At 44.0% G+C, this 26,131-nt stretch carries 17 protein-coding genes and 2 pseudogenes; 13 read left to right on the top strand and 6 right to left on the bottom strand.

The window, feature by feature from the left end; genetic code table 11:
- Positions 1-8: 8 nt before the first annotated feature.
- A complete protein-coding gene (locus MSG35_RS08295) occupies positions 9-539 on the bottom strand; it encodes a hypothetical protein (RefSeq protein ID WP_248383662.1) in 531 nt (176 codons plus the stop codon).
- Between the two features lie 81 nt (positions 540-620).
- Between MSG35_RS08295 and MSG35_RS08290 the strand changes: the two genes are divergently transcribed.
- The 3 genes from MSG35_RS08290 (at position 621) to MSG35_RS08280 (ending at position 6,868) form a co-directional block, all read left to right on the top strand.
- Entirely contained in the window at positions 621-1,949 is a 1,329-nt protein-coding gene (locus MSG35_RS08290) for a MipA/OmpV family protein (RefSeq protein ID WP_248383661.1), read from the top strand.
- Between the two features lie 198 nt (positions 1,950-2,147).
- Positions 2,148-6,230 carry an ATP-dependent RNA helicase HrpA gene (gene hrpA, locus MSG35_RS08285; protein WP_248383660.1) on the top strand — a complete coding sequence of 1,361 codons (4,083 nt, stop codon included), beginning with the start codon at positions 2,148-2,150 and terminating at the stop codon, positions 6,228-6,230.
- A 143-nt stretch (positions 6,231-6,373) separates the two neighbouring features.
- Positions 6,374-6,868, top strand: a complete 495-nt coding sequence (locus MSG35_RS08280; RefSeq protein WP_017107497.1) for an outer membrane beta-barrel protein — start codon at positions 6,374-6,376, stop codon at positions 6,866-6,868.
- Positions 6,869-7,021: 153 nt separating this feature from the next.
- Here the strand turns inward: MSG35_RS08280 and MSG35_RS08275 are convergent, their stop codons facing one another.
- The gene (locus MSG35_RS08275) at positions 7,022-7,804 is read right to left on the bottom strand and encodes a hypothetical protein (protein ID WP_248338171.1); all 783 of its coding nucleotides are present in this window, start codon (positions 7,802-7,804) and stop codon (positions 7,022-7,024) included.
- On the bottom strand, positions 7,725-8,510 hold the full coding sequence (locus MSG35_RS08270) for a hypothetical protein (protein WP_248337681.1): 786 nt from the start codon (positions 8,508-8,510) through the stop codon (positions 7,725-7,727). The genes MSG35_RS08275 and MSG35_RS08270 overlap by 80 nt, the downstream gene beginning before the upstream one ends.
- Before the next feature lie 546 nt (positions 8,511-9,056).
- Here MSG35_RS08270 and MSG35_RS08265 point away from each other — a divergent pair.
- The 7 genes from MSG35_RS08265 to pheT all read left to right on the top strand — a co-directional run bounded on the left by MSG35_RS08265 (position 9,057) and on the right by pheT (position 19,531).
- Positions 9,057-9,842: a TetR/AcrR family transcriptional regulator gene (locus MSG35_RS08265; protein WP_048611674.1), complete on the top strand. Its 786-nt coding sequence runs from the start codon at positions 9,057-9,059 to the stop codon at positions 9,840-9,842.
- 119 nt (positions 9,843-9,961) lie between these two features.
- Complete coding sequence (locus MSG35_RS08260) at positions 9,962-12,460, top strand: MMPL family transporter (protein ID WP_248383659.1); 2,499 nt, start codon at positions 9,962-9,964, stop codon at positions 12,458-12,460.
- Positions 12,461-12,504: 44 nt separating this feature from the next.
- Positions 12,505-13,296 carry an outer membrane lipoprotein-sorting protein gene (locus MSG35_RS08255; RefSeq protein WP_248383658.1) on the top strand — a complete coding sequence of 264 codons (792 nt, stop codon included), beginning with the start codon at positions 12,505-12,507 and terminating at the stop codon, positions 13,294-13,296.
- Positions 13,297-13,305: 9 nt separating this feature from the next.
- Positions 13,306-14,538: a hypothetical protein gene (locus MSG35_RS08250; protein WP_248337687.1), complete on the top strand. Its 1,233-nt coding sequence runs from the start codon at positions 13,306-13,308 to the stop codon at positions 14,536-14,538.
- Positions 14,539-14,740: 202 nt separating this feature from the next.
- On the top strand, positions 14,741-15,832 hold the full coding sequence (locus MSG35_RS08245; protein WP_248337688.1) for a GGDEF domain-containing protein: 1,092 nt from the start codon (positions 14,741-14,743) through the stop codon (positions 15,830-15,832).
- 309 nt (positions 15,833-16,141) lie between these two features.
- Positions 16,142-17,125 carry a phenylalanine--tRNA ligase subunit alpha gene (pheS, locus tag MSG35_RS08240; protein WP_004734764.1) on the top strand — a complete coding sequence of 328 codons (984 nt, stop codon included), beginning with the start codon at positions 16,142-16,144 and terminating at the stop codon, positions 17,123-17,125.
- A gap of 18 nt (positions 17,126-17,143) precedes the next feature.
- Positions 17,144-19,531 (top strand): phenylalanine--tRNA ligase subunit beta, encoded by a 2,388-nt coding sequence (gene pheT, locus MSG35_RS08235; protein WP_248337690.1) that lies wholly within the window; start codon positions 17,144-17,146, stop codon positions 19,529-19,531.
- A 93-nt stretch (positions 19,532-19,624) separates the two neighbouring features.
- Here the strand turns inward: pheT and MSG35_RS24090 are convergent, their stop codons facing one another.
- Entirely contained in the window at positions 19,625-21,406 is a 1,782-nt protein-coding gene (locus MSG35_RS24090) for a HEPN domain-containing protein (protein ID WP_248383657.1), read from the bottom strand.
- 296 nt (positions 21,407-21,702) lie between these two features.
- Between MSG35_RS24090 and MSG35_RS08225 the strand changes: the two are divergent.
- A pseudogene (locus MSG35_RS08225) lies at positions 21,703-22,575 on the top strand (alpha/beta hydrolase).
- Positions 22,576-22,717: 142 nt separating this feature from the next.
- Here MSG35_RS08225 and MSG35_RS08220 read toward each other — a convergent pair.
- Positions 22,718-23,401, bottom strand: coding sequence for a hypothetical protein (locus MSG35_RS08220; protein ID WP_248337694.1), 684 nt, complete (start codon positions 23,399-23,401; stop codon positions 22,718-22,720).
- Between the two features lie 171 nt (positions 23,402-23,572).
- Here MSG35_RS08220 and MSG35_RS08215 point away from each other — a divergent pair.
- Positions 23,573-23,908: pseudogene (locus tag MSG35_RS08215) on the top strand (alpha/beta hydrolase); the annotation flags it as partial.
- 297 nt (positions 23,909-24,205) lie between these two features.
- Positions 24,206-25,132 (top strand): hypothetical protein, encoded by a 927-nt coding sequence (locus MSG35_RS08210; RefSeq protein ID WP_248383656.1) that lies wholly within the window; start codon positions 24,206-24,208, stop codon positions 25,130-25,132.
- Between the two features lie 120 nt (positions 25,133-25,252).
- On the opposite strand, the gene MSG35_RS08205 is transcribed toward MSG35_RS08210, so the two are convergent.
- Complete coding sequence (locus MSG35_RS08205; RefSeq protein ID WP_248383655.1) at positions 25,253-25,633, bottom strand: hypothetical protein; 381 nt, start codon at positions 25,631-25,633, stop codon at positions 25,253-25,255.
- Positions 25,634-26,131 lie beyond the last annotated feature (498 nt).

Here is a 26,131-nt window from a genome sequence, read left to right as displayed (position 1 = left end):
GTTAGTGGTTAGTCGTCGTGGTGTTCTTTTGTTTCGAGCTTATTCGTGTCTGGCTTTGTGGTTTGAAGCTGTGATGCTTCAAGTTCTACTGAGTCGGATTCTGTTGTTTTATGCTCTGCAATCTCAGGCTCTGTCGTTTCAGGTTCCGTTGATTCAAGTATTTCGATAACTTCCGAGCTAGAAAGTTCATGGCCCATTAGAAATATTGCCAATAGGGCATCGGCTTTGGTCTTGGTATCGGAAGGCTCGTCTAACACCTGCTCCAATTTTTCACGAATCATAGCGATTTCGTGTTCAACAAAACCACGGCCTTCTTCATCCCCTTGATTGTCTTCAGGGGCATTATCGAATTCAAGAAATAGCATGTCGCCGTCTAGGTTGGTATCCACCAAACGCTCGGGCAACCACGCCTCACCCATAACAATATCTGGATCGGAATCTTTGGGTAAGTGATCTATAATGTTTTGTAATTCGGAGACTTTCACAATACTTTCATTTAACCGAGAATATTCTACATTGTAACGGCCAATGCCGAGCAAACCTAAAAATAGTTAGCCGTCATGGTTAATAAATGTCTATTCAGTAACACAATATTTATTACAAAGAGTAATTAGATAAGAATGAAGCTCAAATATTTACCGGCTCTCCCTTCATCTGGGGTAGTTTTACTAGGTAGTGCTTTCCTAAGTAGCGTTTTCCTGAGTGCCAACGCGTGGGCCGCTGAAGAGCAAGAGTGGGGCATCGCTGCAATGTTCCGTACTGCGAGCATCCCTTATGACACGTCTGGTGGTGACCAATCGGTTAGCTCATTCGTACCGATGCTGTTTTTTAAGAACGATTATGTGTTCATTGACGGTACCGAGATGGGGGCATACCTCTATCAAACTGACGATGAAAAGTGGTCTTTCAATGCTATCTCTCGCATGCGCTTTATTGATATTCCTGCATCTGAGCAGAACGCGATTGAAGGCGACACGGCGGATTTCGGTGCTCAACTGACCTACCAACTTGATGATTCTTGGTCTGTTGAGACGGAATTAATGAGCGACAGTGAGTACAACTTCCACGGTAACTTACGTGCTAAAGCTAAGTATGAAACTGGAGATTGGGAGTTTTACCCGAGCGCGACACTTCGTTATAAAAGTGCTGACTTCAATAGCGAGTATTACTCTGCGTCTAATGAAATCATCGGTGCCGGTGTGGACTTAAATGTTGGTGTTGAAACGCGTTACCATATGGTTTCAAACTTGTACTTATTGGGTTCAACCAGTGTGACTCGATTGGACGATAACGCTTACGATTCTTCAATTATTGAAGACCGTTATCAAGGTGAATTGTACCTTGGCTTTGGTTTCTTTAACGACAAAGAGAAAGCGCCGAAACCTAAGCTGGGCAATGCGCCGTATTTACGTGTCGCACACGGCTGGGCAACGCCATCCAATATTGGTGACATCATGAAGTTCAATACAGAGAAAGACGAATACAATAACCAGTTGACCTCGTTCTTCTATGGACACCCGTTAACCGATGAGATCTTTGGCTTCCCATTGGACATCTATTTAACTCCAGGTATTGCGCACCACTGGAGTTCAGACGTTCAATCAAGCAGCACAGAATACATTATCGCTATCAAGGCGTACTACACCTTTGATTGGCCAACTCAGTGGCGTGTAGGTGTGGCAGAAGGTATGTCTTACATCGATTCGATTACCTACATCGAAGGCTCTGAGATGGACCGTAAAGGTTACACCGCAAGCCATCTGTTGAACTACTTAGACTTCTCATTCGATGTCAACGTCGGCGACTTGATTGGTAAGAATGACTTGAACAACTTATGGTTCGGTTACTCATTGCATCACCGTTCTGCAATCTTTGAAAACGCATCCCAGTTCGGACGAATCAAAGGCGGCAGTAACTACAACACGGTTTACTTCCAATATGAGTTTTAAGCGCAGTTTTTAACGTTAGCTTTAAACCAGAGTTGACTAAGTACGACTTACGTTTGACCTCGCTTTCATAGCTCCTGCGAGTGTTAGCGACATTAATCAGCCTGATAGCAAAAGGTTTTCCCTTTGCTGTCAGGCTTTTTTGTTTGAGACTTGTGATATAATCGCGCGAGTTTAATAAGTACAAGAATAGGACACGCTTTGACTTCGTCTCCGGAAAAAGCAGATAACAACAAGAATGCAGCACAGCCAAGTTCTTCACAGAACGAAGCGAAATCAAATAAGCCTGCATCGAACCGACCTGCTAAACAATTAAATGCTGAACAATCAAATACCAAAAAAGCTGATCAATCAGCGACAAACAACAAATCATCTCAGAATAGCCCAGCCTCTCTTCGTAAAGCGCTCAAGGAATGTATGATGCGCGATCGCTTCCGTTTGAGTAAGCGAATTGCTGGTGCGAGCAAAATTAAGAACGAACAAGCTAAGCACGCTGTCTTTGATGAGATTGCGTTAGACATTGCTAAGTCGATGATGACGGCAACTCAGCGTGCGGCACAGAAACCAACGATTGAATACCCAGAAATTCTACCGGTTAGCCAAAAACGCGAAGACATCGCGAAAGCCATCGCCGAAAACCAAGTGGTTATCGTGGCGGGTGAAACGGGTTCGGGTAAAACCACTCAGTTACCAAAAATCTGTTCTGAGCTTGGCCGCGGCCGCTTTGGCTTAATTGGTCACACTCAGCCGCGTCGTCTTGCTGCCCGTTCGGTTGCGAACCGTATTGCTGAAGAGATGGAAACGCAGCTGGGTGAGTTTGTTGGTTATAAGGTTCGATTTAACGACCAGATTTCTGACAACACCCAAATCAAATTGATGACCGACGGTATTCTACTGGCGGAAATTCAGCACGACCGATTCTTAAATCAGTACGACACCATCATCATCGATGAAGCGCACGAACGTAGCCTGAACATCGATTTCATCATGGGTTACCTGAAAGAGTTGCTGCCAAAGCGTCCTGATCTGAAAGTGATCATCACGTCGGCAACCATCGACCCTGGGCGTTTCTCTAAGCACTTTAATAATGCACCAATCATTGAAGTATCTGGCCGTACTTACCCAGTAGATACGCGTTACCGCCCATTAGGTGGTGATGAAAGTGATTCAGACCGCGACCAAATCGAAGGCATCTTTGAAGCGGTTGATGAGCTGTGTGATGAAGGCCTTGGCGATATATTGATCTTCATGAACGGTGAGCGAGAAATTCGTGATACCGCAGATGCATTAAGTAAACGTAACCTTCGCGATACTGAAATTGTTCCGCTTTACGCGCGTCTATCGGCAGGTGAACAGAACCGTATCTTCCAGTCTCATACTGGTCGACGCATCGTTCTGGCAACTAACGTAGCAGAAACCTCGTTAACCGTACCGGGCATCAAGTATGTTATCGACCCGGGTACGGCGCGTATCAGCCGCTACAGCTACCGTACTAAAGTACAACGCCTACCGATTGAGCCAGTGTCTCAAGCGAGTGCTAACCAGCGTAAAGGTCGTTGTGGTCGTGTTGCGGAAGGTATCTGTATTCGTCTGTACTCAGAGGAAGATTTCGAATCACGCCCAGAGTTTACCGACCCAGAGATCCTTCGTACTAACCTAGCATCGGTTATCCTTCAGATGACAGCGCTAGGCCTAGGCGACATTCAAGCGTTCCCATTTGTTGAAGCGCCCGATAAGCGCAACATTCAAGATGGTGTAAGACTGCTTGAAGAGTTGGGTGCGATCGCAACAGCTGAACCAGCTGCAAACAAAAACAAGAACCACGGCGACGACAAGAAGAAGCTAACCGCAATTGGTCGTAAGCTGGCGAAGCTGCCTATCGATCCACGTTTAGCGCGTATGGTTATCGAAGCACCACGTAACCGATGCCTACACGAAGTGATGGTGATCGCGTCTGCGTTGTCGATTCAAGATCCGCGTGAGCGTCCATCAGATAAGCAACAATCGTCTGATGACAAGCACAAGCGCTTCTTCGATAAAGAGTCTGACTTCATCACGTTTGTGAACTTGTGGGATTACATCAAGCAGCAGCAAAAAGCGCTGTCGAGTAACCAGTTCCGCAAACAGTGTAAGCAAGATTACCTCAACTATTTACGTATCCGTGAATGGCAAGATGTGTACTTCCAAATTCACCAAGCAATGCGTGAACTGGATACTAAGTTGAATACAGAACCGGGCAGCTATGATGGCATTCACATGTCACTGCTATCAGGTCTGCTTTCGCACATCGGTATGAAAGACCAAGAGAAGAATGAGTATCAAGGTGCACGTAATGCGCGCTTCCATATCTTCCCTGCGTCTGGCTTATTTAAGAAACAACCGAAGTGGATCATGTCTGCTGAGCTGGTGGAAACCTCGAAACTTTGGGGCCGTGTTATCGCGAAGATTCAACCTGAATGGATTGAACCACTAGCGAAACACTTGATTAAACGTAGCTACAGCGAACCACATTGGTCGAAGAAACAAGCAGCGGTAATGGCACACGAAAAAGTGATGCTTTACGGAATCCCAATCGTACCTAAGCGCCTTGTGAACTACGGCGCGATTGACGCAACCGTCAGCCGTGAGTTGTTTGTACGCAGTGCATTAGTAGAAGGTGAGTGGGAAACCAAACATGCTTTCTTCAAGCAGAACCGTAAGCTTCTACAGGAAGTCGAAGAGCTTGAGCATAAATCGCGTCGTCGTGACATCTTGATCGATGATGATGAACTGTTCGATTTCTATGACCAACGTGTGGGTGAAGAGGCGGTTTCTGGCCGTCACTTTGATACATGGTGGAAGAAGACCAGTCAGAAAACCCCTGAGCTGCTGAACTTTGAAAAGTCGATGCTGTTCCGAGGCGATGCTAGCCACGTTACCGATTTGGATTACCCGAACTTCTGGCATCAAAACGGTATTAAGCTCAAGCTGAGCTACCAATTTGAGCCGGGCGACGACAACGATGGTGTAACGGTACACATTCCGCTGCCTATCTTGAACCAGATCGGCCAGAACGGTTTTGATTGGCAGATCCCAGGTCTACGCCAAGAGCTAGTGATTAGCTTGATTAAGTCGTTACCTAAAACGCTACGCCGTAACTTTGTACCTGCACCAAACTACGCTGATGCATTCTTGGCTCGCGTGACACCACTTGAAGCACCGTTACTGGATTCTCTTGAGAAAGAGCTACGCCGCATGACGGGTGTGGAAGTGGTACGTGATGACTGGAAGTTAGACCAGATTCCAGAGCACTTAAAGGTAACATTCCGCGCTGTCGATCATCGCAAGCGTAAGCTGAAAGAACAGAAAGATCTGCATGAGCTGAAAGAGAGCCTGAAAGATAAGGTTCAAGAAACGCTTTCTAAAGTAGCAGACGACGATATCGAGCAGCAGAACCTGCACACGTGGAGCTTTGGTGAATTGCCAAAAGTCTACCAACAGAAGCGCGGCGGCTACGATGTTAAAGCCTTCCCTGCGTTGGTGGATACCAAAGACAGCGTAGAGATCAAACTGTTCGAAACCGAGCAAGAGCAGATCTCGGCAATGAAATCGGGTCAGCGTCGTTTAATCCTGTTGAACGTACCATCGCCGATCAAATACTTGCACTCGAATTTGCCGAACAAATCGAAACTTGGCTTGTACTTCAACCCATACGGACAGGTGCTCGATCTTATCGATGACTGTATCGCTTGTGGTATTGATAAGCTGATTGAAGAGAAGGGCGGTTTGGTTTGGGAACCAGAGCAGTTTGAAGCACTGAAAGAACACGTGCGTGCAGAGCTAGGTGATACCGTAGTTGAGATTGCTCAACAGGTTGAAACCATCCTAACCACGGCATTCAGCATCAGTAAAAAGCTGAAAGGACGCGTGGATCTTTCTATGGCATTCGCACTTTCTGACATAAAAGCTCAAGTAGAAGGTTTGATTTTTAAGGGTTTTGCCACAGAATGTGGGTGGAAACGCTTGCCGGATATTCTACGCTATATGAGAGCGATTGAACGCCGCATGGAAAAACTGCCAATTGACCCGAACAAAGATCGTCTTCACATGATCAAAGTTGAGTCAGTAATGAATGATTACAAAGAACTGCTGAATAAAATTCCAAAAGGGATCGCGGTTCCAGAAAATGTAAAAGAGGTGCGTTGGATGATAGAAGAGCTTCGTGTAAGCTTCTTCGCACAGCAGCTCGGTACGCCTTACCCAGTATCAGATAAGCGTGTTAAAAACGCGATTGATGCTTGCTAAAGGAATAAAGCTAGACGCAATGGCAAGGTTTGGGTATAAATCTTGCTTATTGCATTACTAATTGAATAGTTATTACATACAGGGCGACTTGGTGGCAATTTATTACCACTCAAGGCCTGCCACTAGGACGAAAAAGGTCGAATATGAAAAAAACGTTATTGGCACTAGCACTACTAGGTGCATCTTCAACAGCAATGGCTGATTCTTGGTTGTACGGCGGTGTAATGGGTGGTCAAAACTCATTCGCTGGTGAAGATGAAAATGCGGTGGGCATCCACGTAGGTACAGGTATCCTTCCACTAATTGGTGTTGAAGCGGGTTACTGGGACCTAGGTTCTTTCGACAACGTTAGCTACGGCAACCGTGCTAAACAAGGTGTTGACGTAAGCACAGCTTACCTAGCGATCAAACCAAGCATCGACTTCGGTCCTCTTCACGTATACGCGAAGGGTGGTCTTCACTCTTACGAAGTGAAAGGCGATAACTTCAAGCAAGACGATGTTGATATCATGTACGCTGTAGGCGCTGAATACTTCATCTTCGGTCCACTATCTGTAGGCGCTAGCTACCAAAACTTCAAAATGAAAGATGACGACGCAGGCGTTTTCTCTCTAAACGCAACTATCCACCTACTGTAATTAATCAGTAAAACGATCGTAAATAACGGTCGGATAGTCGTTAAAGAGTTCGTAAGAATTCATAAAAAATGCCAGCTTGATAGCTGGCATTTTTGTATCGGTTAACCGTGTAATCGCAACTCTGTTTTCTTCTAACAGGTAGCTAGCGGACGGTTACTTTTTACTGTTTAGAATACGCTGGATTCTTGGGTTAATCGCTTTGCCGTGTTGGCTTTCGTACTCTTCACGTTTTAAATCGTTTAGGTTCTTCACTGAGTTAGCGGCAAGCAGGAATTGTGGCAACTCCGTTTCTAGCATGCCTTTCTCATCTAAACGCTTCGCTTCCAAGTAGTACTTCTTAAACAGACCATCCAACTTGTTTTCCGCGGTGCGCTTTAAGTCGTACAGTTTGTTTTGGATTAACCATTTTTCAATCTTGTTCACCGCAGTGCGCGACAACACACGGATACGGCTATCCAGCAACTCTTCTTCCGTTAGAGAATCTTTTAGGATCCAAAGCTCACCCATTTGCGGCGGCCAACTGTTGCCAAGCTGAATACGCTCGTGACAGTGCATTAGCACGCGGTTAAGGCCGTCTGAATCAACAGAGTTAGCAAACTCGATGAACTTACCGCTTGGCTCACTACCGTACTGATATTCCCACTGTGTTTCGTAAACGCTCAAGAAAGAGCCAAACACGTGAATACACCAATCCGTTAATTCTAATTCTGTAGGATCTTGATCAACAACAGGCACTTGTTGAGACGCACCAGAATCCGCAGCTTGTGCAGCCGCTACTTTCACTTCGGTACTTTGCGCTTCAATCACTTCAGGTACTAATGGACCTGTAGCGTCAGGTACAACAGGTTGAGCTGGCTCAGAAGGTTGGCTTTTTGCCTTTTTGAATGAGCTGCTGCCTGAAGCGTTCAGATGGGCTAAGCTTTTGTCGATACCCATTTCCTTGAGCTTGTCCTGCATTTCCTGAATATTGAGAGGTCTTCTGCTGTTGTTGTCTTTCATTTTGCTTCTCGTTAACTAACCAGTACTGCAACTTAGATTCGATGCGTGATATTGGCATTAGTTCATTGGCTTTGGCTTTATACCAGAGGACAAATTTTTTCCATACTAAACTATGGTCACCAGCAAGGCCGGAGAATTTAAACGCACGTTCCGCCCATGTTGGAATGATCTCTTCATCCAAATCATGCGTTGAAACGGTGTTGCTGTTCATTGAGCCTCGGCCTTGTGGGCGAGGGGCCTGTTGCATGTGTTGCATTGGCGCCGGAGCAGGCTGAAACTTAGGTGCAGGTGCAGGTGCAGGTGCAGGTGCAGGTGCGGTAGAGTAGACCGGAATACTATTGGTCGGTTGAACCTCAACGTGCACCGCAGCTTGCTCTTGCTCAATGAGCATTTTGAAAACGTGAATCTCTTTTTTATCTCGATAATCTACTTTCACCTTATCGAGAAAACCTTGGTCGACTAAACACTTAAGACAGTCGGCTAAACCAAACGTAGAGAGAGCACAAAGTTGACCTGCTGTTTGTAGGCACACATTGGTGTAGCCGAATTCGTCAGCACCGTCTGCAAGCATCAATAAAACCAGCTTTTCTGCAGGGCTAGAAGTATTCACTTGCCAAGCTAAATAAGAATATTTGGCGCTCAATATCGTGTTCTCAAAAAAGGTAAGTCGTTGTCACTATTGTAAGTCACCCCTTACCGAATTTATAGCAACTTAACAGAAAACGACATTAGTAAGCCAAATATTGACCATAAGGAGACGTCTGCCCCATAAAGTAAGCCTACAGTCATTCATTCTTGTAGTTTAAGCTAGGAGCCATTGGGCATGAATACGCATAACAGCGTAAAGTGCCGACATTTTTTGTTAGGTTAAGAATGACCAATTCGCTTTCGCATTCTGTTGGTCAAAATACAGGCGTTCTTTTAAGGTCTTCTCTCAAGGTCGACTATTGATGATTGTCTTATCGACTCTCCATCCCCTTATCTATCTATTCATAAACTGTATTTAATTTATAAAACACCTTGATATGATCAATATTTGCGCTATTATGACGATAAGTCAGAAATGACGAAGCGTCATAAAATGGTTAACTACATGAATTTACTATTCGTGTTAATATATTGGATAGGAGTGCTTTAAATACTGGCGAAGCTTAGATGATAGCTAAGCTAAAATACGGACTGAGAAATTATGTTTGGCTTTGGTTGTAAAGGCGATAAACAAGGTATCTTTGGTTGCAAAGGCGTGTTGTCTAAAAAGCAGCAGTCTATCGCAGACCGAGAAGTAGAATTGATGTTGTTAGCAAAAGATCTGGTTCGAGAGCAAGGGTTCGGAAACCTGACGATGGATAAGCTAACGGCCGCGAGTTCTTATTCAAAAGGTACAATATACAATCACTTTTGCAGCAAAGAAGACGTAGTTTTAGCCTTGTGTATTCACTCTTTAAAGGCCGAAGCATTAATGTTTGCTCGTTCTGGAGAGTTTGAAGGCAACACACGCGAAAAGGTCGTTGCATTACACGTTGCTTACCGAATCTATGTTCGCATGGAGCCGGTACTATCAACTTGTGCGATCATGGCAAAAAGCCCGTGGGTACTAGAGAAAGCGTCTAGTGCACGCGTAGCCGAGATGAATGAACTGGAAGAATTGGTGATTGAACAAGCCGATTTAATGGTTAACCAAGCAGTCGATGCTGGTGACCTAAAATTCCCTTCTGGTATGGGTTCAGACGCCATCGTGTTTGCAAACTGGTCAATCGCATTTGGTTCAAATGCCTTGTCACAGAATGCTTCAAACAGTCATTGTATTAAGCGGTTACAAGACCCGTATTCAGTATTATACAACGCGAACATGCTACTAGACGGCCTCAACTGGCAGCCTCTTTCTACTGATTGGGACTACCGCAAAACTTGGCGTCGAGTAGAACAAGAACTGTTCAGTGAAGAGATTGCCTACTTAGAATCTGTAGGTCGATAGCTTCCATTAAGCCCACTCATGTGGGTTTATTAATAACCATTAGTGACGATTCGTCATAAACTTAAGTTTAGCCTAGTGTGGTTTTGGTTTTCTTGAGTATATGACTAAGAATTGTGTTTTTGTCAGCTTCAGCTGGCTTTTTAAGACACAACTATGACGAATCGTCACAAATGGAGACTGTGATGGAACATGACAGCCAGAAGCCAGCTTTCGATCACCAAAATCGAGATAACCGTAACGTCGATAGCGTAAACGGGGATCTAAATAACAGTTGGCACTCAATACCGACCAAGCGTTCGTTTATCGTTCTGCTGGTGGTTTTTTCAATCATCATTCTCTCTGCATTAGGGGCAAAGAACCTTTACTTTAGAGGGGACTACAACATCTTCTTCGAAGGCACCAACAAACAGTTGATGGCGTTCGATGAAATCCAAACTACCTTTGCGAAAACCGACAACCTCGCGATTGTTGTCGCACCTGAAGGCGGCAATGTCTTCACCCCAGAAACACTCACCTTAATTCAAAACCTCACGGTCGATGCGTGGCAGATCCCATACTCAAGCCGTGTCGATTCGCTGGCCAATTATCAGCATACCGAAGCCGTTGAAGATGACCTCTTAGTGGAAGACCTGCTGTATGAAGAATACGAGCATACGCCCGAGCGCATCGCCAAAGTCAAACAGATCGCCCTCAACGAACCACTGCTTAAGAATGCCTTAGTGTCAGCCTCTGGCGATGTGACCATTGTGAACGTCACTGTGCAATTGCCAGAAGTGGATAAAACCGCGGAAGTGCAAGAGGTGATTGCGGCCATCAACGCCATGATTGGCAAGTACCAAGCTCAGTACCCAAATGTTGAGTTCCATAAAGCGGGCATCATCGCCATGAACAACGCGTTTATGACTTCGGCTCAAGAAGATAGCTCAACGCTGGTTCCCTTAATGCTGTTGGTGGTGCTGGTGTTCCTGACCTTTATGCTGCGCTCGTTCTTTAGTGTGGTGGCCACGCTTATTGTGATCATCTCCTCAATTGTCGCCACCATGGGTTTATCCGGTTGGGCAGGGATGTTCTTGAGCACCGCAACCGTGAATGTTCCAACCTTGGTTTTGACTTTGGCGGTGGCCGATTGTGTTCACGTGATTGTGACCATGAGACAAGCGATGCAGCGCGGTATGGAGAAAGCACAAGCCATTCAATACAGCATCAAGCTCAATGCGATGCCGATTCTAATCACCTCAGTGACCACTGCGATCGGCTTCTTGATGATGAACATGTCGGATTCTCCAGTATTAAGAGACTTCGGTAACTTGTCGGCACTAGGCGTACTCATCGCGTGCTTCCTATCTGTAACTATGTTGCCTGCATTGTTAAAACTGCTGCCAGTTAAACGTCTATCTGCCAATCCTAAGGCGGCAGACAAAGTCACCTTTATGGATAAGCTCGGTGACTTTGTCGTTGCGAACCGTAAAGCACTGCTGCCTGTTTCAACTCTTGTGATTGTCGGTGCTGCTGCGTTAATTCCACTCAACAAAGTGAACGATGAATCGGTGAAGTATTTCGATACCTCAAGCGAATTCAGACAAGCGGCCGACTTCATGGAAGAGACCGTAAGTGGCATGACGACCCTCAGCATCGCAGTGAAAACCAACGAGTCTCAAGCGATTGCTGATCCTGTGTTCTTGCAAGCGATTGGTGACTTTACTGAGTGGCTACGCGTCCAACCTGAAACCGACCATGTCGCAACACTTTCTGATGTTTACATGCGTTTGAATAAGAACATGCACGGCGATGATGACAGCTATTACCAGCTACCGCTTAACCGAGAGCTAGCCGCGCAATACCTACTGCTTTACGAGATGTCTCTGCCGTATGGCTTGGACTTGAACAACCAGATCAACGTCGATAAGTCATCGATCAAAATGGTACTCACGGTCGATAACCTAGGCAGTGTGGAATTGGTGGAACTCGAAGAGCGCATTTACTCATGGTTTGCAGCCAATGCACCTCAGTATGAAGTAGTCGCGTCGAGCCCATCACTGATGTTTGCTCACATTGGCGAAACCAACATGGCAAGCATGTTATCAACTTTGCCTATCACCTTAGTGCTTATCTCTGGCTTGATGATTTTTGCATTGCGCTCAGTTCGCTTAGGCATGATTAGCCTAGTACCAAATATTGCCCCGGCGATTATTGGCTTTGGTTTATGGGCGCTCATCTCCGGTGAAATCAACCTAGGTTTATCAGTCGTGGTCACGCTCACGTTGGGTATCGTGGTTGATGATGCGGTGCACTTCTTGAGTAAATACCAGCGCGCCAGAATGGAAGGGAAATCAGCAGAAGAAGCGGTCCGATACGCTTTTCACACCGTCGGACGCGCATTGTGGATCACTACTGTCGTGCTTGTGGCGGGCTTCTCAGTGTTGGCGATGTCGAGCTTCAGACTCAACTCCGATATGGGCTTGCTCAGCGCGATTGTGATTTTCATTGCGCTGGTGGTCGACTTCATCTTGCTACCGAGTTTGCTGATGATCTTCGACAAACAGACTCACTATTCAAACAAGCCTGACACTAAGTCCCAGCCTAGCTCGACTGGCGAACTGTCTGCTTCAACCAAATAAGGAATCGTCAGCCTGCTGCGGTGGGCTGACTCAAGGAGATATTTATGAAAAGCGTTAAACAATCATTCGTTACTACATTATTCACGCTGAGCACGTTGGCAGCTTTCCCAGCATTAGCAGACCCAGCTAAAGGCCTAGAAATAGCCGAGCAACGCAAAGCCGTGGATATGGGGTGGGGCGATTCTGTCGCGACCATGGAGATGCTACTTCGCAACAAACAGGGCGAAAGCAGCACACGTCTAATGCGATTGAAGTCATTAGAAGTGGATGACGATGGTGACAAAGGCTTAACCATTTTTGATGAGCCACGTGATGTAAAAGGCACGGCTTTCTTAAACCATTCACACATCTCTAAATCTGATGATCAATGGTTGTATCTGCCTGCTCTGAAACGTGTAAAACGCATCTCTTCACGTAACAAGTCGGGCCCGTTTATGGGCAGTGAATTTGCTTACGAAGACTTAAGCTCGTTTGAGCTAGAAAAGTACACCTTCAACTACATTGAAGACGCCAAAATTGAAGGTGTGGATACCTTTGTTTTAGAGCAAGTTCCTACCGACAAAAACTCTGGCTATACCAAGCAGAAAGTATGGCTAGACCAACAATATTACCGCCCCGTTCAAGTGGAGTTTTACGACCGTAAAGGCGCATTGCTGAAAACCCTGTCGTTCCAAGACTACAAACAATACCTAAACCAATACTGGCGCGCGCACACCATGTCGATGCAAAACCATCAAACGGGAAAAAGTACCGTTTTAACCACGACAGATTTAGCGTTCCAGACCGGTCTTAAGGACAAAGATTTCCAGAAAAACACACTGAAACGTGCAAAGTAAGGCAAGAATATGAAAAGGATTGTGTTAACAGGAACGCAGTTATCTTTAACCTTGGCAGCGACAGTTGGACTCATGCAGGTGTCGTTACCATGTGTGGCGGCTGGATTTAGCTCTGAGTTCGTAGAACAGATTAGCCCACAGCTCGCAGGGCAGGTTAACCTTGAACACAGGCAGTTTTTTAGCGACGGCTTACAAGGGCAAGATAAAGGGCAAAGCTCACTGGTTTTGCAGCCAGAGTTTTATTGGGAACAACAAGAGGGCAACGGCAGTTTTACCTTCACCCCGTTTTATCGCCTAGACAGTGAAGACGATGAACGAACTCATGGTGATATTCGTGAAGCCTTGTATCTCACCTACTGGGATGACTACGAACTGCGGGCGGGTTTAGGCAAAGTGTTTTGGGGCGTGACCGAATCGGCGCATTTAGTGGATGTGGTAAACCAAACCGACGCTATTGAATCGGTCGATGGCGAATCCAAGCTAGGTCAGCCAATGGTGCACTTCACCTCGATAAAAGACTGGGGAGCCATCGACGCCATGTTACTGCCGTATTTTCGTGAACGTACCTTTGCAGGCGAAGACGGACGCTTAAGACCAACCGTGCCAGTATCGAACGATGCGCTTTACGAATCTTCGCGAGAAGAAAAACACGTCGATGTGGCGCTGCGCTATAGCCAAATGTACGGTGATTGGGATGTCGGTTTAAGTTATTTGGGCGGCACAAACCGCGACCCTTATTACCGTGTGCAAGGCAACCAACTCAAGCCATACTACGCGCAAATGCAGCACTTCGGACTGGATGTGCAGGGCATTATCGGTGACTGGTTATGGAAGCTGGAAAGCATTTATCGCGATAGTTACGACAACCACACAGGCGTCGCAACAGGCTTTGAATACACTTGGGTTGGAGCGCTTGAATCGTACTGGGACATCGGCTTCATTGCGGAATACCTGTATGACAGCCGAGGCAACAATGCTCAAACCATCGGCCAAAACGATGTGTTCTTAGGCGCGCGTTTTGCCTTGAATGATGAAGACGGCACCGAAGTACTTACGGGCATCACCCAAGATTTAGATAACAGCGATGTCTACAGTGCCAAGTTGGAAGCATCAAGCCGAATCAACAACAACCTGAAGTGGCGATTAAACGCTTGGTTGTTTGAGAACGAAACCCCAGAAGACTTATTGTTCTTCGCTCGAAAGGATGATTTTGTTGAGGTAGCGTTGGAATATTATTTCTAGTGTTAGTTTGGTGGGGCGTTCTTGTTAAAGGAGGCGTCTCAGAATTAAGACGCGCTATATTTATAATGTTCAACGTCATCTTTTTATAAAATAGAGCAAATAATCGAATAGTCCCACAGGTAAGATGGTTATATTTTTCGAATATCTATAACCTCCGAATATGCATGTAAATCGTGCTGGTGGTATCGGCCCTAAGGGATCTATGAGTTTATTTAATTGGGATCAAAACTTTGAAACGGGCATTGGTGTTGTAGATGAACAACATCAATACCTTGTTGGTTTTATCAACCACTACGGAAATCTTTTGTCAGAGAATACAATCTCTATAGACGACATTAACATCGCTTTACTTGATCTCACACGCTATGCCGAATTTCACTTTAAAGAAGAAGAATCTTTGATGAGAGATTGCGGTGTACATCAGTTACACATTGAAGAACACATCAAAGCGCATCGTGTGTTTATGCAAGCTTTCATCTTGGAAGAAGATCAGGTGTCAGCACGGCAGTTATTGGACTTCCTCATCCATTGGCTTGCTTACCACATCCTCGGCATCGATCAAAACATGGCGCGACAAATGACCGCGATAGAAAAGGGTGCAACACCTCTACAAGCCTTTGAAGCAGAAGAAAAGCAGCAAGATTCTGCGACTGTCCCGCTGTTGGCTGCGCTTAACGGCCTGTTTGAACAAGTCTCTGAACGAAACAAACAGTTGTTACGCTTCAATCAGTTACTCGAAGACAAAGTCGAGGAACGGACGGCAGAATTGAAACGAGCGAGTAAGAAGCTTGAAGAACTGTCGTTAACAGACTCACTCACTCATTTGCCTAACCGCCGCAGTGCCTTTAAACAGTTAGCGCTACATTGGCAAGACTCCAAAGAACTTGGTATTCCTTTAGTGTGCATTATGATTGATGCCGACAACTTCAAGCGCATTAATGACACAAGTGGGCATGATGCCGGTGACTTGGTGCTACAAACCCTCTCGCGTGAACTGAAAAATACGTTCCGTAATGATGATATTGTTTGCCGGTTAGGTGGCGATGAGTTCTTGGTTATTTGCCCTAACACCGACCTCAAAGGTGGCATGCACATCGCGGAAACGGCTCGCCAGAAAGTGTCTGAATTAGAGGTTGAAACCAGTCATCAAGTTTGGATTGGCAGTATTAGTGTCGGTGTGGCTGAAATAACCCAAGAATTCGGCTCAATGAACGAGTTAATTAAAGCCGCCGATGAGTCCGTCTATTTAGCAAAAAACGCAGGTAAAAACAGTGTTTGTTCGATTCAGATTTAAAACTGGTTTATTTCAAGTTCAGATCTAAGTTCGCTTTAGTTTTAGATCTCGGTTCACTAGAGATTCAGAACTCAGCTCTCTGTAAATCTTGAGCCCCGCTCACTTCTAAACAAAGGAGTGGCACTCGTATTTGTGCCACTTCCTCTTACTACTCATTAATATCCTGTTAAATTTGCCGTGTTTTTAGTCAATAACTTGCTCTTTTAACGATTCAATTTGGCATTGGTTGCGTGTTTGATTACTATGTGTAGCTATCTAAAAAAACTAATCATCCGATACGGACACTACCAACTGGTAGATGAGGAAATGATGCAACATCTAGAAGAGATCATTGCTAATGCAACGACTGCTATTGATACAGCAGATTCGTTAGTCGCACTTGATGAAGTGCGAGTTCAGTATTTAGGTAAGAAGGGTGAACTAACTCTTCAACTACAAAGCCTAGGTAAACTTCCACCTGAAGAGCGTCGCACTGCTGGTCAAGAGATCAACAAAGCGAAAGGTGCTGTTCAACAAGCGATCGCAGCTCGCAAAGACGCACTACAACGTGCAGAGCTTGAAGCGAAACTAGCTGAAGAAACTATCGATGTGAGCCTACCAGGTCGTCGCATTGAGAACGGTGGTCTTCACCCAGTTACTCGCACAGTTGAGCGTATCGAACAGTTCTTTGGTGAGCTTGGCTTTAGCACTGAGTCTGGCCCTGAGATCGAAGATGCATTCCACAACTTTGATGCACTAAACATCGCAGACGATCACCCAGCTCGTACTGATCACGATACTTTCTTCTTCAACCCTGATCTAATGCTACGTACGCACACTTCTGGTGTTCAAATCCGTACGATGGAAAACGGCAAACCGCCATTCCGCTTCATTGCTCCGGGTCGTGTTTACCGTAACGACTACGATCAAACTCACACGCCAATGTTCCACCAAGTGGAAGGTATGTTAGTTGATGAGAACGTAAACTTCGCACAACTTAAAGGCATTCTTAACGATTTCCTTTGTAACTTCTTTGAAGAAGAAGTTGAAGTGCGTTTCCGTCCTTCATTCTTCCCGTTCACAGAGCCTTCAGCTGAAGTTGACGTGAAACGTAAAGATGGCAAATGGCTAGAAGTTCTAGGCTGTGGCATGGTTCACCCTAACGTACTTCGCTCTGTTGGCATCGACCCTGAGAAATACTCTGGTTTTGCATTCGGTATGGGTGTAGAGCGTCTAACGATGCTTCGTTACGGCGTAAATGACCTTCGTGCGTTCTTCGAGAACGACCTTCGTTTCCTTAAACAATTCAAGTAATCCGGGGCAGTCAAAACTATGAAATTCAGTGAATCTTGGCTACGCGAGTGGGTTAAACCTGCAATTAACAGCGAAGAGCTAGCTCACCAAATCACTATGGCTGGTTTGGAAGTTGACGATGTAGAACCTGTTGCTGGTGAATTCACCGGCGTTAAAGTAGGTAAAGTGGTTGAGTGCGGTCAGCACCCAGACGCAGACAAACTACAAGTAACTAAAATTGATATCGGCGAAGAAGAACTTTTAGACATCGTTTGTGGTGCATCTAACTGTCGTCTTGGCCTAACTGTAGCAGTAGCAACAGTTGGCGCAGTACTTCCTGGTGACTTCAAAATCAAGAAAGCAAAACTACGTGGCGTTCCATCGCACGGCATGCTTTGTTCTTTCTCTGAGCTAGGTATCGACGTAGAGTCTGACGGCATCCTTGAGCTGCCTGAAGGCACAACGCTAGGTATGGACGTACGTGAGCTTCTTGAGCTTAACGACGTAACTATCGACGTAGACCTAACAGCAAACCGCGCAGACTGCTTCAGCATCCGTGGCCTTGCTCGTGAAGTTGGCGTACTAAACCGCGCAGACGTTACAGAGCCAGCAGTTGAAGCTGTTGCAACAAGTATTGAAGACACAGTATCTGTTGAAATCAAAGCAACTGATGCTTGTCCACGTTACCTTGGCCGTGTGGTTAAGAACGTAAACGTGAAAGCGGAATCGCCAATCTGGATGCAAGAAAAACTGCGTCGTTGTGGTATCCGTTCAATCGACCCAGTTGTAGACATCACAAACTACGTGATGCTAGAGCAAGGCCAACCAATGCACGCATTTGATCTAGCTAAGATCGAAGGCGGTATCGTGGTTCGTCTAGCAGAGCAGGGCGAAAAACTAACACTTCTAGATGGCAACGAAGCTGAACTAAACAGCAACACACTTGTTATCGCTGACCACAACAAAGCACTAGCAATCGCTGGTATCTTTGGCGGTCAAGATTCAGGTGTTACTACTGAAACAACTGACGTTCTTCTTGAAGCTGCATTCTTCGCACCGGATCACATCCGTGGTCGCGCACGTGCTTACGGCCTTCACACTGATTCTTCTCTACGTTTCGAACGTGGTGTTGATTCAACACTTCAAGCAGCAGCAATGGAGCGTGCAACACAGCTTCTAGTTGAAATCTGTGGTGGTGAAGTTGCGCCAGTAAACGGCAGCGAATCTGAAGCTGATCTACCAAAAGCAAACGTAGTTGCTCTGCGTCGCGCTAAGCTAGACAGCCTACTAGGTCACGAAATCCCATCTACAGACGTAGTGGAAATTCTTACTCGCCTAGGTTGTGAAGTAGAGACTACAGACGCAGGTTGGACGGCAACGTCTCCATCTTGGCGTTTTGATATCGCAATCGAGCAAGACCTAATTGAAGAAGTAGGTCGTATCTACGGTTACGATAACATTCCAAACCAAGCGCCTAAAGCGGCACTTAAAATGAATGACCACAAAGAAGCTAACCAACCGCTTAAGCGCGTTCGTGACCTTCTTGTAGACCGTGGCTACCACGAAGCAATCACATACAGCTTCGTAGAACCAGAACAGCAAAAGCTTGTTGTACCTGGTGTTGAGCCGCTAATCCTGCCATTCCCAATCTCTGCGGACATGTCAGCAATGCGTCTTGGCCTAATCCAAGGTCTACTAAACACAGTTGTTCACAACCAGAAGCGTCAACAGTCTCGCGTTCGTCTATTCGAATCAGGCCTACGTTTCATCCCTGAAGCAACTGCTGAAAACGGCATGCGCCAAGAAATGATGCTTGCGGGCGTTATCTCTGGTACTCGTGGCGAAGAGCACTGGGACATTGCAACTAACACTGTAGATTTCTTCGATCTTAAAGGTGACCTAGAAGCCGTTCTTGAGCTTTCAGCAAACGAAATCGCATACAGCTTCAAAGCAGCGAAGCACCCAGCACTTCACCCAGGTCAAACTGCGGCTATCGTAGTAGACGGCAAAGAAGTGGGTATCATTGGTACTGTTCACCCAGAACTAGAGCGTAAGTTTGGTCTTAACGGCCGCACTATCGTATTCGAAATCGAATGGGCAGCTATCAACACTCGCGTGCTTCCAGAAGCAGTAGCCGTATCTAAGTTCCCTGCAAACCGTCGTGATATCGCAGTAGTTGTTGACGAAGCAGTTGCTTCTGGCGACATCGTTGAAGCGTGTATCGCTGCTGGTGGCGAATTCCTAACAGGCGCTAAACTGTTCGACGTATACGTTGGTCAAGGCGTTGAAGAAGGTAAGAAGAGCCTAGCAATCGCACTTAGCCTACAGTCTGTAGAGCGCACACTTGAAGATGCAGACATCGCTGGTTCAGTAGATGCTATCGTAGCTTCAATCTCAGAGAAATTCGGCGCAGCACTTCGCGACTAATCTTTTCTGATAGATAGAAAACCAAAGGCCTCGCATTGCGAGGCCTTTTTTGTAAGAACAAATTCAAGCAAGAGCTAAATTTCTAAGTGCTGATTACGATGAAGGTCCAAATAATACATTTTTAAAGTCTGTAGGCACTAGCTCATCAGTTTTATTTTTTTCTTTAAGGTAACTTTTATGACATTCAATATTAATCCTCATTTCTTGGATTAAGTTGTCAATCGAGCTAATATCATCAAAAGATACTTTACGTTCAATTATCGAAAATAAAACCAAGTCTAAATAAAAATGAGCCATTTCCACGAGATAATCTTTATGCCCATTAATATCACCTTGATGGACGATTTTATTTCGAGTTCGATAAACTCTACGAAGATCTTTTTCACATTTACTTTTTTCTTCTTCAATTAAATTACTTATTCCTTTCCTTGTTTGGAGGATATTTACAAGGTTAATGAACTTAAATCGAATTAATGGTTGCTCATCTAATTTGGACAATAAATCTACTGCTATTTTTTCATACTGCTTCACTGATAAAAGGGCAGCCATAGCTTCTTCTTCATCGATTATTCCTAAATTTCCCATTACTGCACGAAATTCTATTTCGTTCCACTTTAAAAAAATGTCTTTTAATGCACAGACTCTATGGCGGACAGCATAGAAAGAATAGATTAAGGATATGGATTCAATTACAGTTGAAATGTGAGATTTCGTTTTTCCCGTGATTAATAGAGCCTCTAAGCATATCCATAAATTTAAAATTTGTGATGCAGTTTCATCATTTTCTAAAGCATGTGCATGTAACTCTACACTTCGAATAAAACGTTTGAATGAATCTTGTTCTAAACCGAAGTTAGATAAAAATACCGGGAAAATATCTTTAGTGTGAGCGAAGTCAGCTTCGCTTAACGAAGACATCATATTAGTTTGTTTACTTATATTCACAACATGATTTTTACTATGATTGTAGACGAGGCAGTAATCGGAAAACCATGGTTTGGTGCGATGCGAAAAAACAACTAATAGATCTGATAACATACCAACCCTAGAAGCAGCAACTCGCATCGCGTGTTGATAGTCGACAGCTTCTACATTAGCACAACTAAGAAATACTTTCTTATCTCTAGGATTTCTAAAAAACTTGTTTTCTAAAATTTCATTATATACATGTTCTTTAGTGCTGAATATTTTAAGGTTCAGGTTTTTACAAGCTTCAGATATTTCGTTGTATATTTTAGAAGCGGTGAAAATAACTTCAAATTCCTTATATTCAAGGTCGAAGTATTCAAGAAAGGCAGCTAAATCCTCTAATGATGAGACTTTATTTATACCAGACTTATCAAAAAAATGTCTATTTGTTAAAAAGTATATAGTACCTTTTTGATACCCATAAGAAACCAGGAACTCATATAGTTTATCAGTTAAATTTTGTATCTTCTTTTTTTGTTTAGGTGTACTGATTGCTTCTTTTAACTGTTCAACTACTTCATTTAGATATCGCTGTGAAGGGATCTTAAACTTAATTAATTCTAGTATGTTTTTAAGCTCTTTATTATCATTTGAAGCGTTTAATTTTGAAAGATAAACTTCTGCTTTTTCGTTTAATAGTTTTTTTACGACTGAATCAGTTCTAATGTTTTCTCGAATCTCATCATACAACATGTTCAACTCGGTATCTGAAGTAATATGTAAACCCTTCTCTTGGAGTTCAATGTACTCTAAACACTCGGTTATTATATCTTTCAGAGGTACTTTAATATTTTTTTCTACATAGTCTGAACGGTCGTAAGACAACTCCAATAACCTCTGGGAAAAAAATAACAATCCTTCAAGCTCTGGCTTATAAGTCCAAGTCGCAAGATTTGTAATAATCACTACTAAACTCTCTTGTATAAATAAATATGCATTTAAATTATTGGTATCATACCCCGAAATGTCACTGTCTGTAAGCTTTTGTTATTATTAATTTTTATGTCAATATGATTGTAGGTTTAACCTATTGGTTCACTGTGAAAAAGGAGCGTTCATCTAGTCATAGAGTCGGAGTTTAATATCAATTATATCCTTTAAAGGTGACTTATTGACCTGTCTACAATTTCACACTTTATAGTGGCTATGTTGATTGAGAGGGGCGCTTTCTGTGTTCTCTCCAAAGTAAGTAGAGAGACACTATGAAACGTTTAATTCTAAACATCACATTCTTGGTATTCATGGCGCTGGCAGCTTTAATGCCATGGCTCATGATTCAATGGTTAAGTACGGTATTTCTATATCTCACGATGGTGAGCAAATTGCGTATGGAAGAAGTGGGAGCGGGGGATACGGTGCTAATCTTCATTCGCAGCTGGAGTTTAGACAGCAGGCTATGGCAGAACCAAGTGAGTGAGTTTTCAAAGCAGTACCAAGTGATCACTATGGACTTAGCAGGGCACGGTAACTCATCGTTCAACCGTGAAGAGTACACCATGGTTGCGTTCGCTGAAGACATCAAAGCCGTAATCGACAAAGAACAACTTGATTCAGTCGTCTTAGTTGGTCATTCAATGGCTGGTGGTGTTATTGCAGAAGCCGCTAAACTGATGCCGAAAAGAGTGAAGGGCATTATTGGTGTCGACACGTCGCAAAACGTCGCGCTAGCGGTTTCACAAAGCGACCTAGATGCGACGACCAAACCCTTTGAAGCAGACTTCCAAGCGGGTATTGCTGCATTCGTGAAAGACTCGCTACCAAAAGACGTAGACGCAGATTTACTTTACTGGGTAACGCAAGACATGGCCTCAGCACCGCCAGCTATCGCGATAAACCAGTTCCGCCATTATCTAGGCCAATACGTGACAGGCGAAGCCCACCGCGTGTATGAGAACGTGAATGTACCAGTAATATTGGTTAACGCTCGCCTATGGCCAACGGACTCAGAAGCGAACAAGAAACACATCAAGGACTACAGCATTTACTACATTGAAGACTCAGGCCACTTCCCAATGCTAGAGCAACCACAGCAGTTCAACACAATATTGATGAAAGCGGTTAAGTCAGTGAAGTAGGGCGGTTGTAATCATTCTATAGATAAAACTAAGGCCTCGCGTGTGCGAGGCCTTTTTGTTCTAGATGGTGCGCTCATGCCGATTAGTTCAGCAACGATTAAAAGGCCTTGCTCTAAACTTTTCGACCTTGTTAAAATGTATTCTACCTGATCTTAAGGAATACTCTTTTTTCTTCATCAGATAGTTTTTGTGCCCAAAAGCAGAATTTCCTTAACCTAGTCAATGCTCGGTGTTTTCCAGAATTGCTTAATATCCATGGCACAAAAAACAAAGAAGCGTAAACGACGGAAAATAGCCCTATAGCCATAAATGTCTCATTGGACTCCCAAAATAGTGATATTAGTGATGCTGCTAAAAAGGACGCAAATATTATGAACCAAGGGTTTGTAACTATTGGTGATTGTGAATAACTTTCGATTTCGGTATTACAATATTCTAGAGTGCTATTAAAATCACAATTTTTTGCTGTTTTTGATTTAATCGCCCCTTCATAGAATAAAACGAATTGTAAATATTCGTTATTTTTACTAAAAAATGAGAGCTCATGCTGGAAAATGTTCGAGTAACGTTCAAATGCTTTTTGTCGGCATCTGTTATATTTTTTGATCATTTTGAAGCACATGATCAAAGAGAAAGACAGTGACAACGTTGACTGAAACATTCCCTCTGCGAAATACTTGAGACCAATTGCTCCGAATGTAAAGAGTAAGAACTGACATATCAACACAATCAGATCAGCGATATTATTATTTACAACTATCGTCCTAAATACTTTCCATACATCTGCGTCATTACAAAGTTTGTAATGTTTTAAAAATACTTTCACTCACTGCTCCCGAAGACGCGCTAGTTTTTCACTAGGATTATAGGATAATTTCCTTTTAAAACATTATGTTAACGTTATTGGTCAAAGTTGTATATCTCTTTTAGGTTACTCAACATTAAACCACTAATTTAGGTTAAGGATGCGTCAGGTTTGCGGGATGACTCCCCATAGTTTTTAAAAGACTCGCTACCAAAAGACGTAGACGCAGATTTACTTTACTGGGTAACACAAGACATGGCATCAGCACAGCCAGCTATCGCGATAAACCAGTTCCGCCATTATCTAGGCCAATACGTGACTGGCGAAGCACACCGCGTGTATGAGAACGTGAACGTGCCAGTAATATTGGTTAACGCTCGTCTATGGCCAACAGATTCAGAAGCGAACAAGAAACACATCAAGGATTACAGCATTTACTACATTGAAGACTCAGGCCACTTCCCAATGCTTGAGCAACCACAGCAGTTCAACGAAACGTTGATGAATGCGGTTAAGTCAGTGAAGTAGGCGCCGTAGTTGTTAAAATATGGATGTAATCGGTGATAGATAAAACTAAGGCCTCGCGTTTGCGAGGCCTTTTTGTTAGTTGGAGGCTTTGCTAGATACATTCATTTCAATTTGTGAGTAATGTTCGCATCGTTCATTCTTTTATGGTCCTTAAACGACGGCCTCATAGTTATATAAATGCTCTATCAACCACCCTTAGATACGTAATTAGCACCACTGTTATTAGTAAGGGCTGACCGAATCTAGTGGTGCTTTCTACTGATAATAATTTTAACTATGTGTTTAGGACGTCCTGCTATGGCTAAGAAAATAATATTCATTCATGGTCGCGCTCAAAAGCCCGATAAAGCTTCCCTTCAAGCACTCTGGTACGAGGCTATAGAACATGGCTTACAGCGAGATTGTGGAGACTCAAGTTCGTTACAAGCTTTTAAAGATGTCGATAAACGGTTTGTCTATTACGGTGAACTATCAAACACATTGTTAGACAAACCAACGGAAGACCCTGCAAGTCGGCAGCAAGCGTTGTCTGAACTCAAAAAGTACAAGACAAGCCAGTTCAATAAAACAACGTATAACAAGGTATCTAAAATTGGTTTTCTAAAAGAGGCGTTAGCAGATACTTTTTCATCGCTGTTTGGAAAGCTAGGTGTGGCTGAGACACTCATAACGATGGTCGCGCCGGATATGGCGCATTATTGGTATGAAGATACCTATTTCGGCAGCGATGTCAGGCATAGGCTATTGGTTGAACTGAAGGAAGCGCTTGATAATCAGGATGATGTGATGATTGTGTCGCACAGTCTCGGGTCGATGATCAGTTATGACGTGTTATGGAAGCTGTCTCATTACGGAGAGTATAGACACGACTATGGTGCGGATAAGAAGGTCAACTTATTGCTGACGCTTGGGTCACCGTTAGGCGATGAAAACGTAAAAGATAGGCTAAAAGGGAGTCGCTTGAAAGATGAGAAGAAGTACCCTTTAAACATTCAGCAATGGATAAACATATCGGCAGAAGATGACTTTATCTCTCATGACAGCAAAATTAGAAATGACTTTAAAGATATGCTCAAACTGGATCTGATACCCGGCGGAATGAAAGATATCCACCCGATTTATAACCTCAATATTCGCAACGGAAAAAGCAATCCGCACGCTTCCATCGGTTATCTCATTAACCCTAAATTCATCACAGTATTGGACGAATGGCTCTCGAGTTAATTTGGTTTGCCATCGTAAATTGCTAGCTACTTTTTCGTTGGAACGCAGATAAAACAAGGCCTCGTGATTGCGAGGCCTTTTTGTTTGTGCTGACGAGGCAACTAACTTGGACAATATTAACTACTCTGTGTAGATCGCGATTCCATTAACCGTCTGTTCTGAAACAGGGATTAAGTACTGGTAGTCTGTGCCGACGCCTCCCAATACTACAGAGCTGTTGCTTCCTGTCGCTTGAAGTAAGACCCCATTAGCTCCTAGTTTGGCCGCCTGATTTTTTAACTCTTCGATTGCATAGTCGATGGAGCCTTGTTTAGTCATACCTGCATCACTAGATGCATCAACTAAAGCTATTTTTTCATAGTTCTCAGGCGCTTCGAGATAAAGTGTTACTTCTTGAGGTGTAATTGGGTTTCTGGCTTCGCCTACTAATATTGCTGAACCAGATGCACAGCCAACTAAAAATAGCGTGATGGAAAGAGCTAAGGTTTTAAAGATATTCATTGGTATTAGATCTGTTTCTGGAATTAGGAGGCGGAGTATAGCGAAATAAGACCACCCTTTAATTGTGGGCATTGTAACAAGTTACGTCATTGCTTTTGAATCAAATACATATGAGGCTTGACCAGCAATCCCCTCCTAACCTCCCCTTGGTTTACATCTCCAATCTCTTTTTTGATAACAGGAAAGGGGAGGAACTGAATACCGATCGTTGCCAGTGCAGCTGTATGTTTTGCGACAAATAACAATCTCCAATGAATCTCTCAAATAAGTAAAATCTCTCTGAATACTTACCAATCTCAAGAAATAACATTCTAAAAACGATCGTGTAACAATTTGTTAGCGAGTTGTATTGTCTCTGTGTTCTTTTTCTTAGTTGCATATCGTTACCAAGCTCAGAACATACCATTATTTTTGAGGATCTGAATATGAACGGAAAACTAATAACGGCTTCATTCATGCGCGATCATATTCAAGACTTTCTTTTCGAATCGGCGGCTT

This window comes from Vibrio sp. 1CM23M (assembly GCF_023161755.1).
GTDB lineage: Bacteria > Pseudomonadota > Gammaproteobacteria > Enterobacterales > Vibrionaceae > Vibrio > Vibrio coralliirubri.
This window is presented reverse-complemented; position numbering and strand designations above follow the sequence as displayed.

Bases quoted from the DNA above. Each gene is read 5' to 3' on its own strand.
- MSG35_RS08290 (WP_248383661.1), top strand. From the start codon at position 621: ATGAAGCTCAAATATTTACCGGCTCTCCCTTCATCTGGGGTAGTTTTA.
- MSG35_RS08280 (WP_017107497.1), top strand. From the start codon at position 6,374: ATGAAAAAAACGTTATTGGCACTAGCACTACTAGGTGCATCTTCAACA.
- MSG35_RS08275 (WP_248338171.1), bottom strand. From the start codon at position 7,804: ATGGGTATCGACAAAAGCTTAGCCCATCTGAACGCTTCAGGCAGCAGC.
- MSG35_RS08265 (WP_048611674.1), top strand. From the start codon at position 9,057: ATGTTTGGCTTTGGTTGTAAAGGCGATAAACAAGGTATCTTTGGTTGC.
- MSG35_RS08255 (WP_248383658.1), top strand. From the start codon at position 12,505: ATGAAAAGCGTTAAACAATCATTCGTTACTACATTATTCACGCTGAGC.
- MSG35_RS08250 (WP_248337687.1), top strand. From the start codon at position 13,306: ATGAAAAGGATTGTGTTAACAGGAACGCAGTTATCTTTAACCTTGGCA.
- MSG35_RS08245 (WP_248337688.1), top strand. From the start codon at position 14,741: ATGAGTTTATTTAATTGGGATCAAAACTTTGAAACGGGCATTGGTGTT.
- pheS (WP_004734764.1), top strand. From the start codon at position 16,142: ATGCAACATCTAGAAGAGATCATTGCTAATGCAACGACTGCTATTGAT.
- pheT (WP_248337690.1), top strand. From the start codon at position 17,144: ATGAAATTCAGTGAATCTTGGCTACGCGAGTGGGTTAAACCTGCAATT.
- MSG35_RS08210 (WP_248383656.1), top strand. From the start codon at position 24,206: ATGGCTAAGAAAATAATATTCATTCATGGTCGCGCTCAAAAGCCCGAT.
- MSG35_RS08205 (WP_248383655.1), bottom strand. From the start codon at position 25,633: ATGAATATCTTTAAAACCTTAGCTCTTTCCATCACGCTATTTTTAGTT.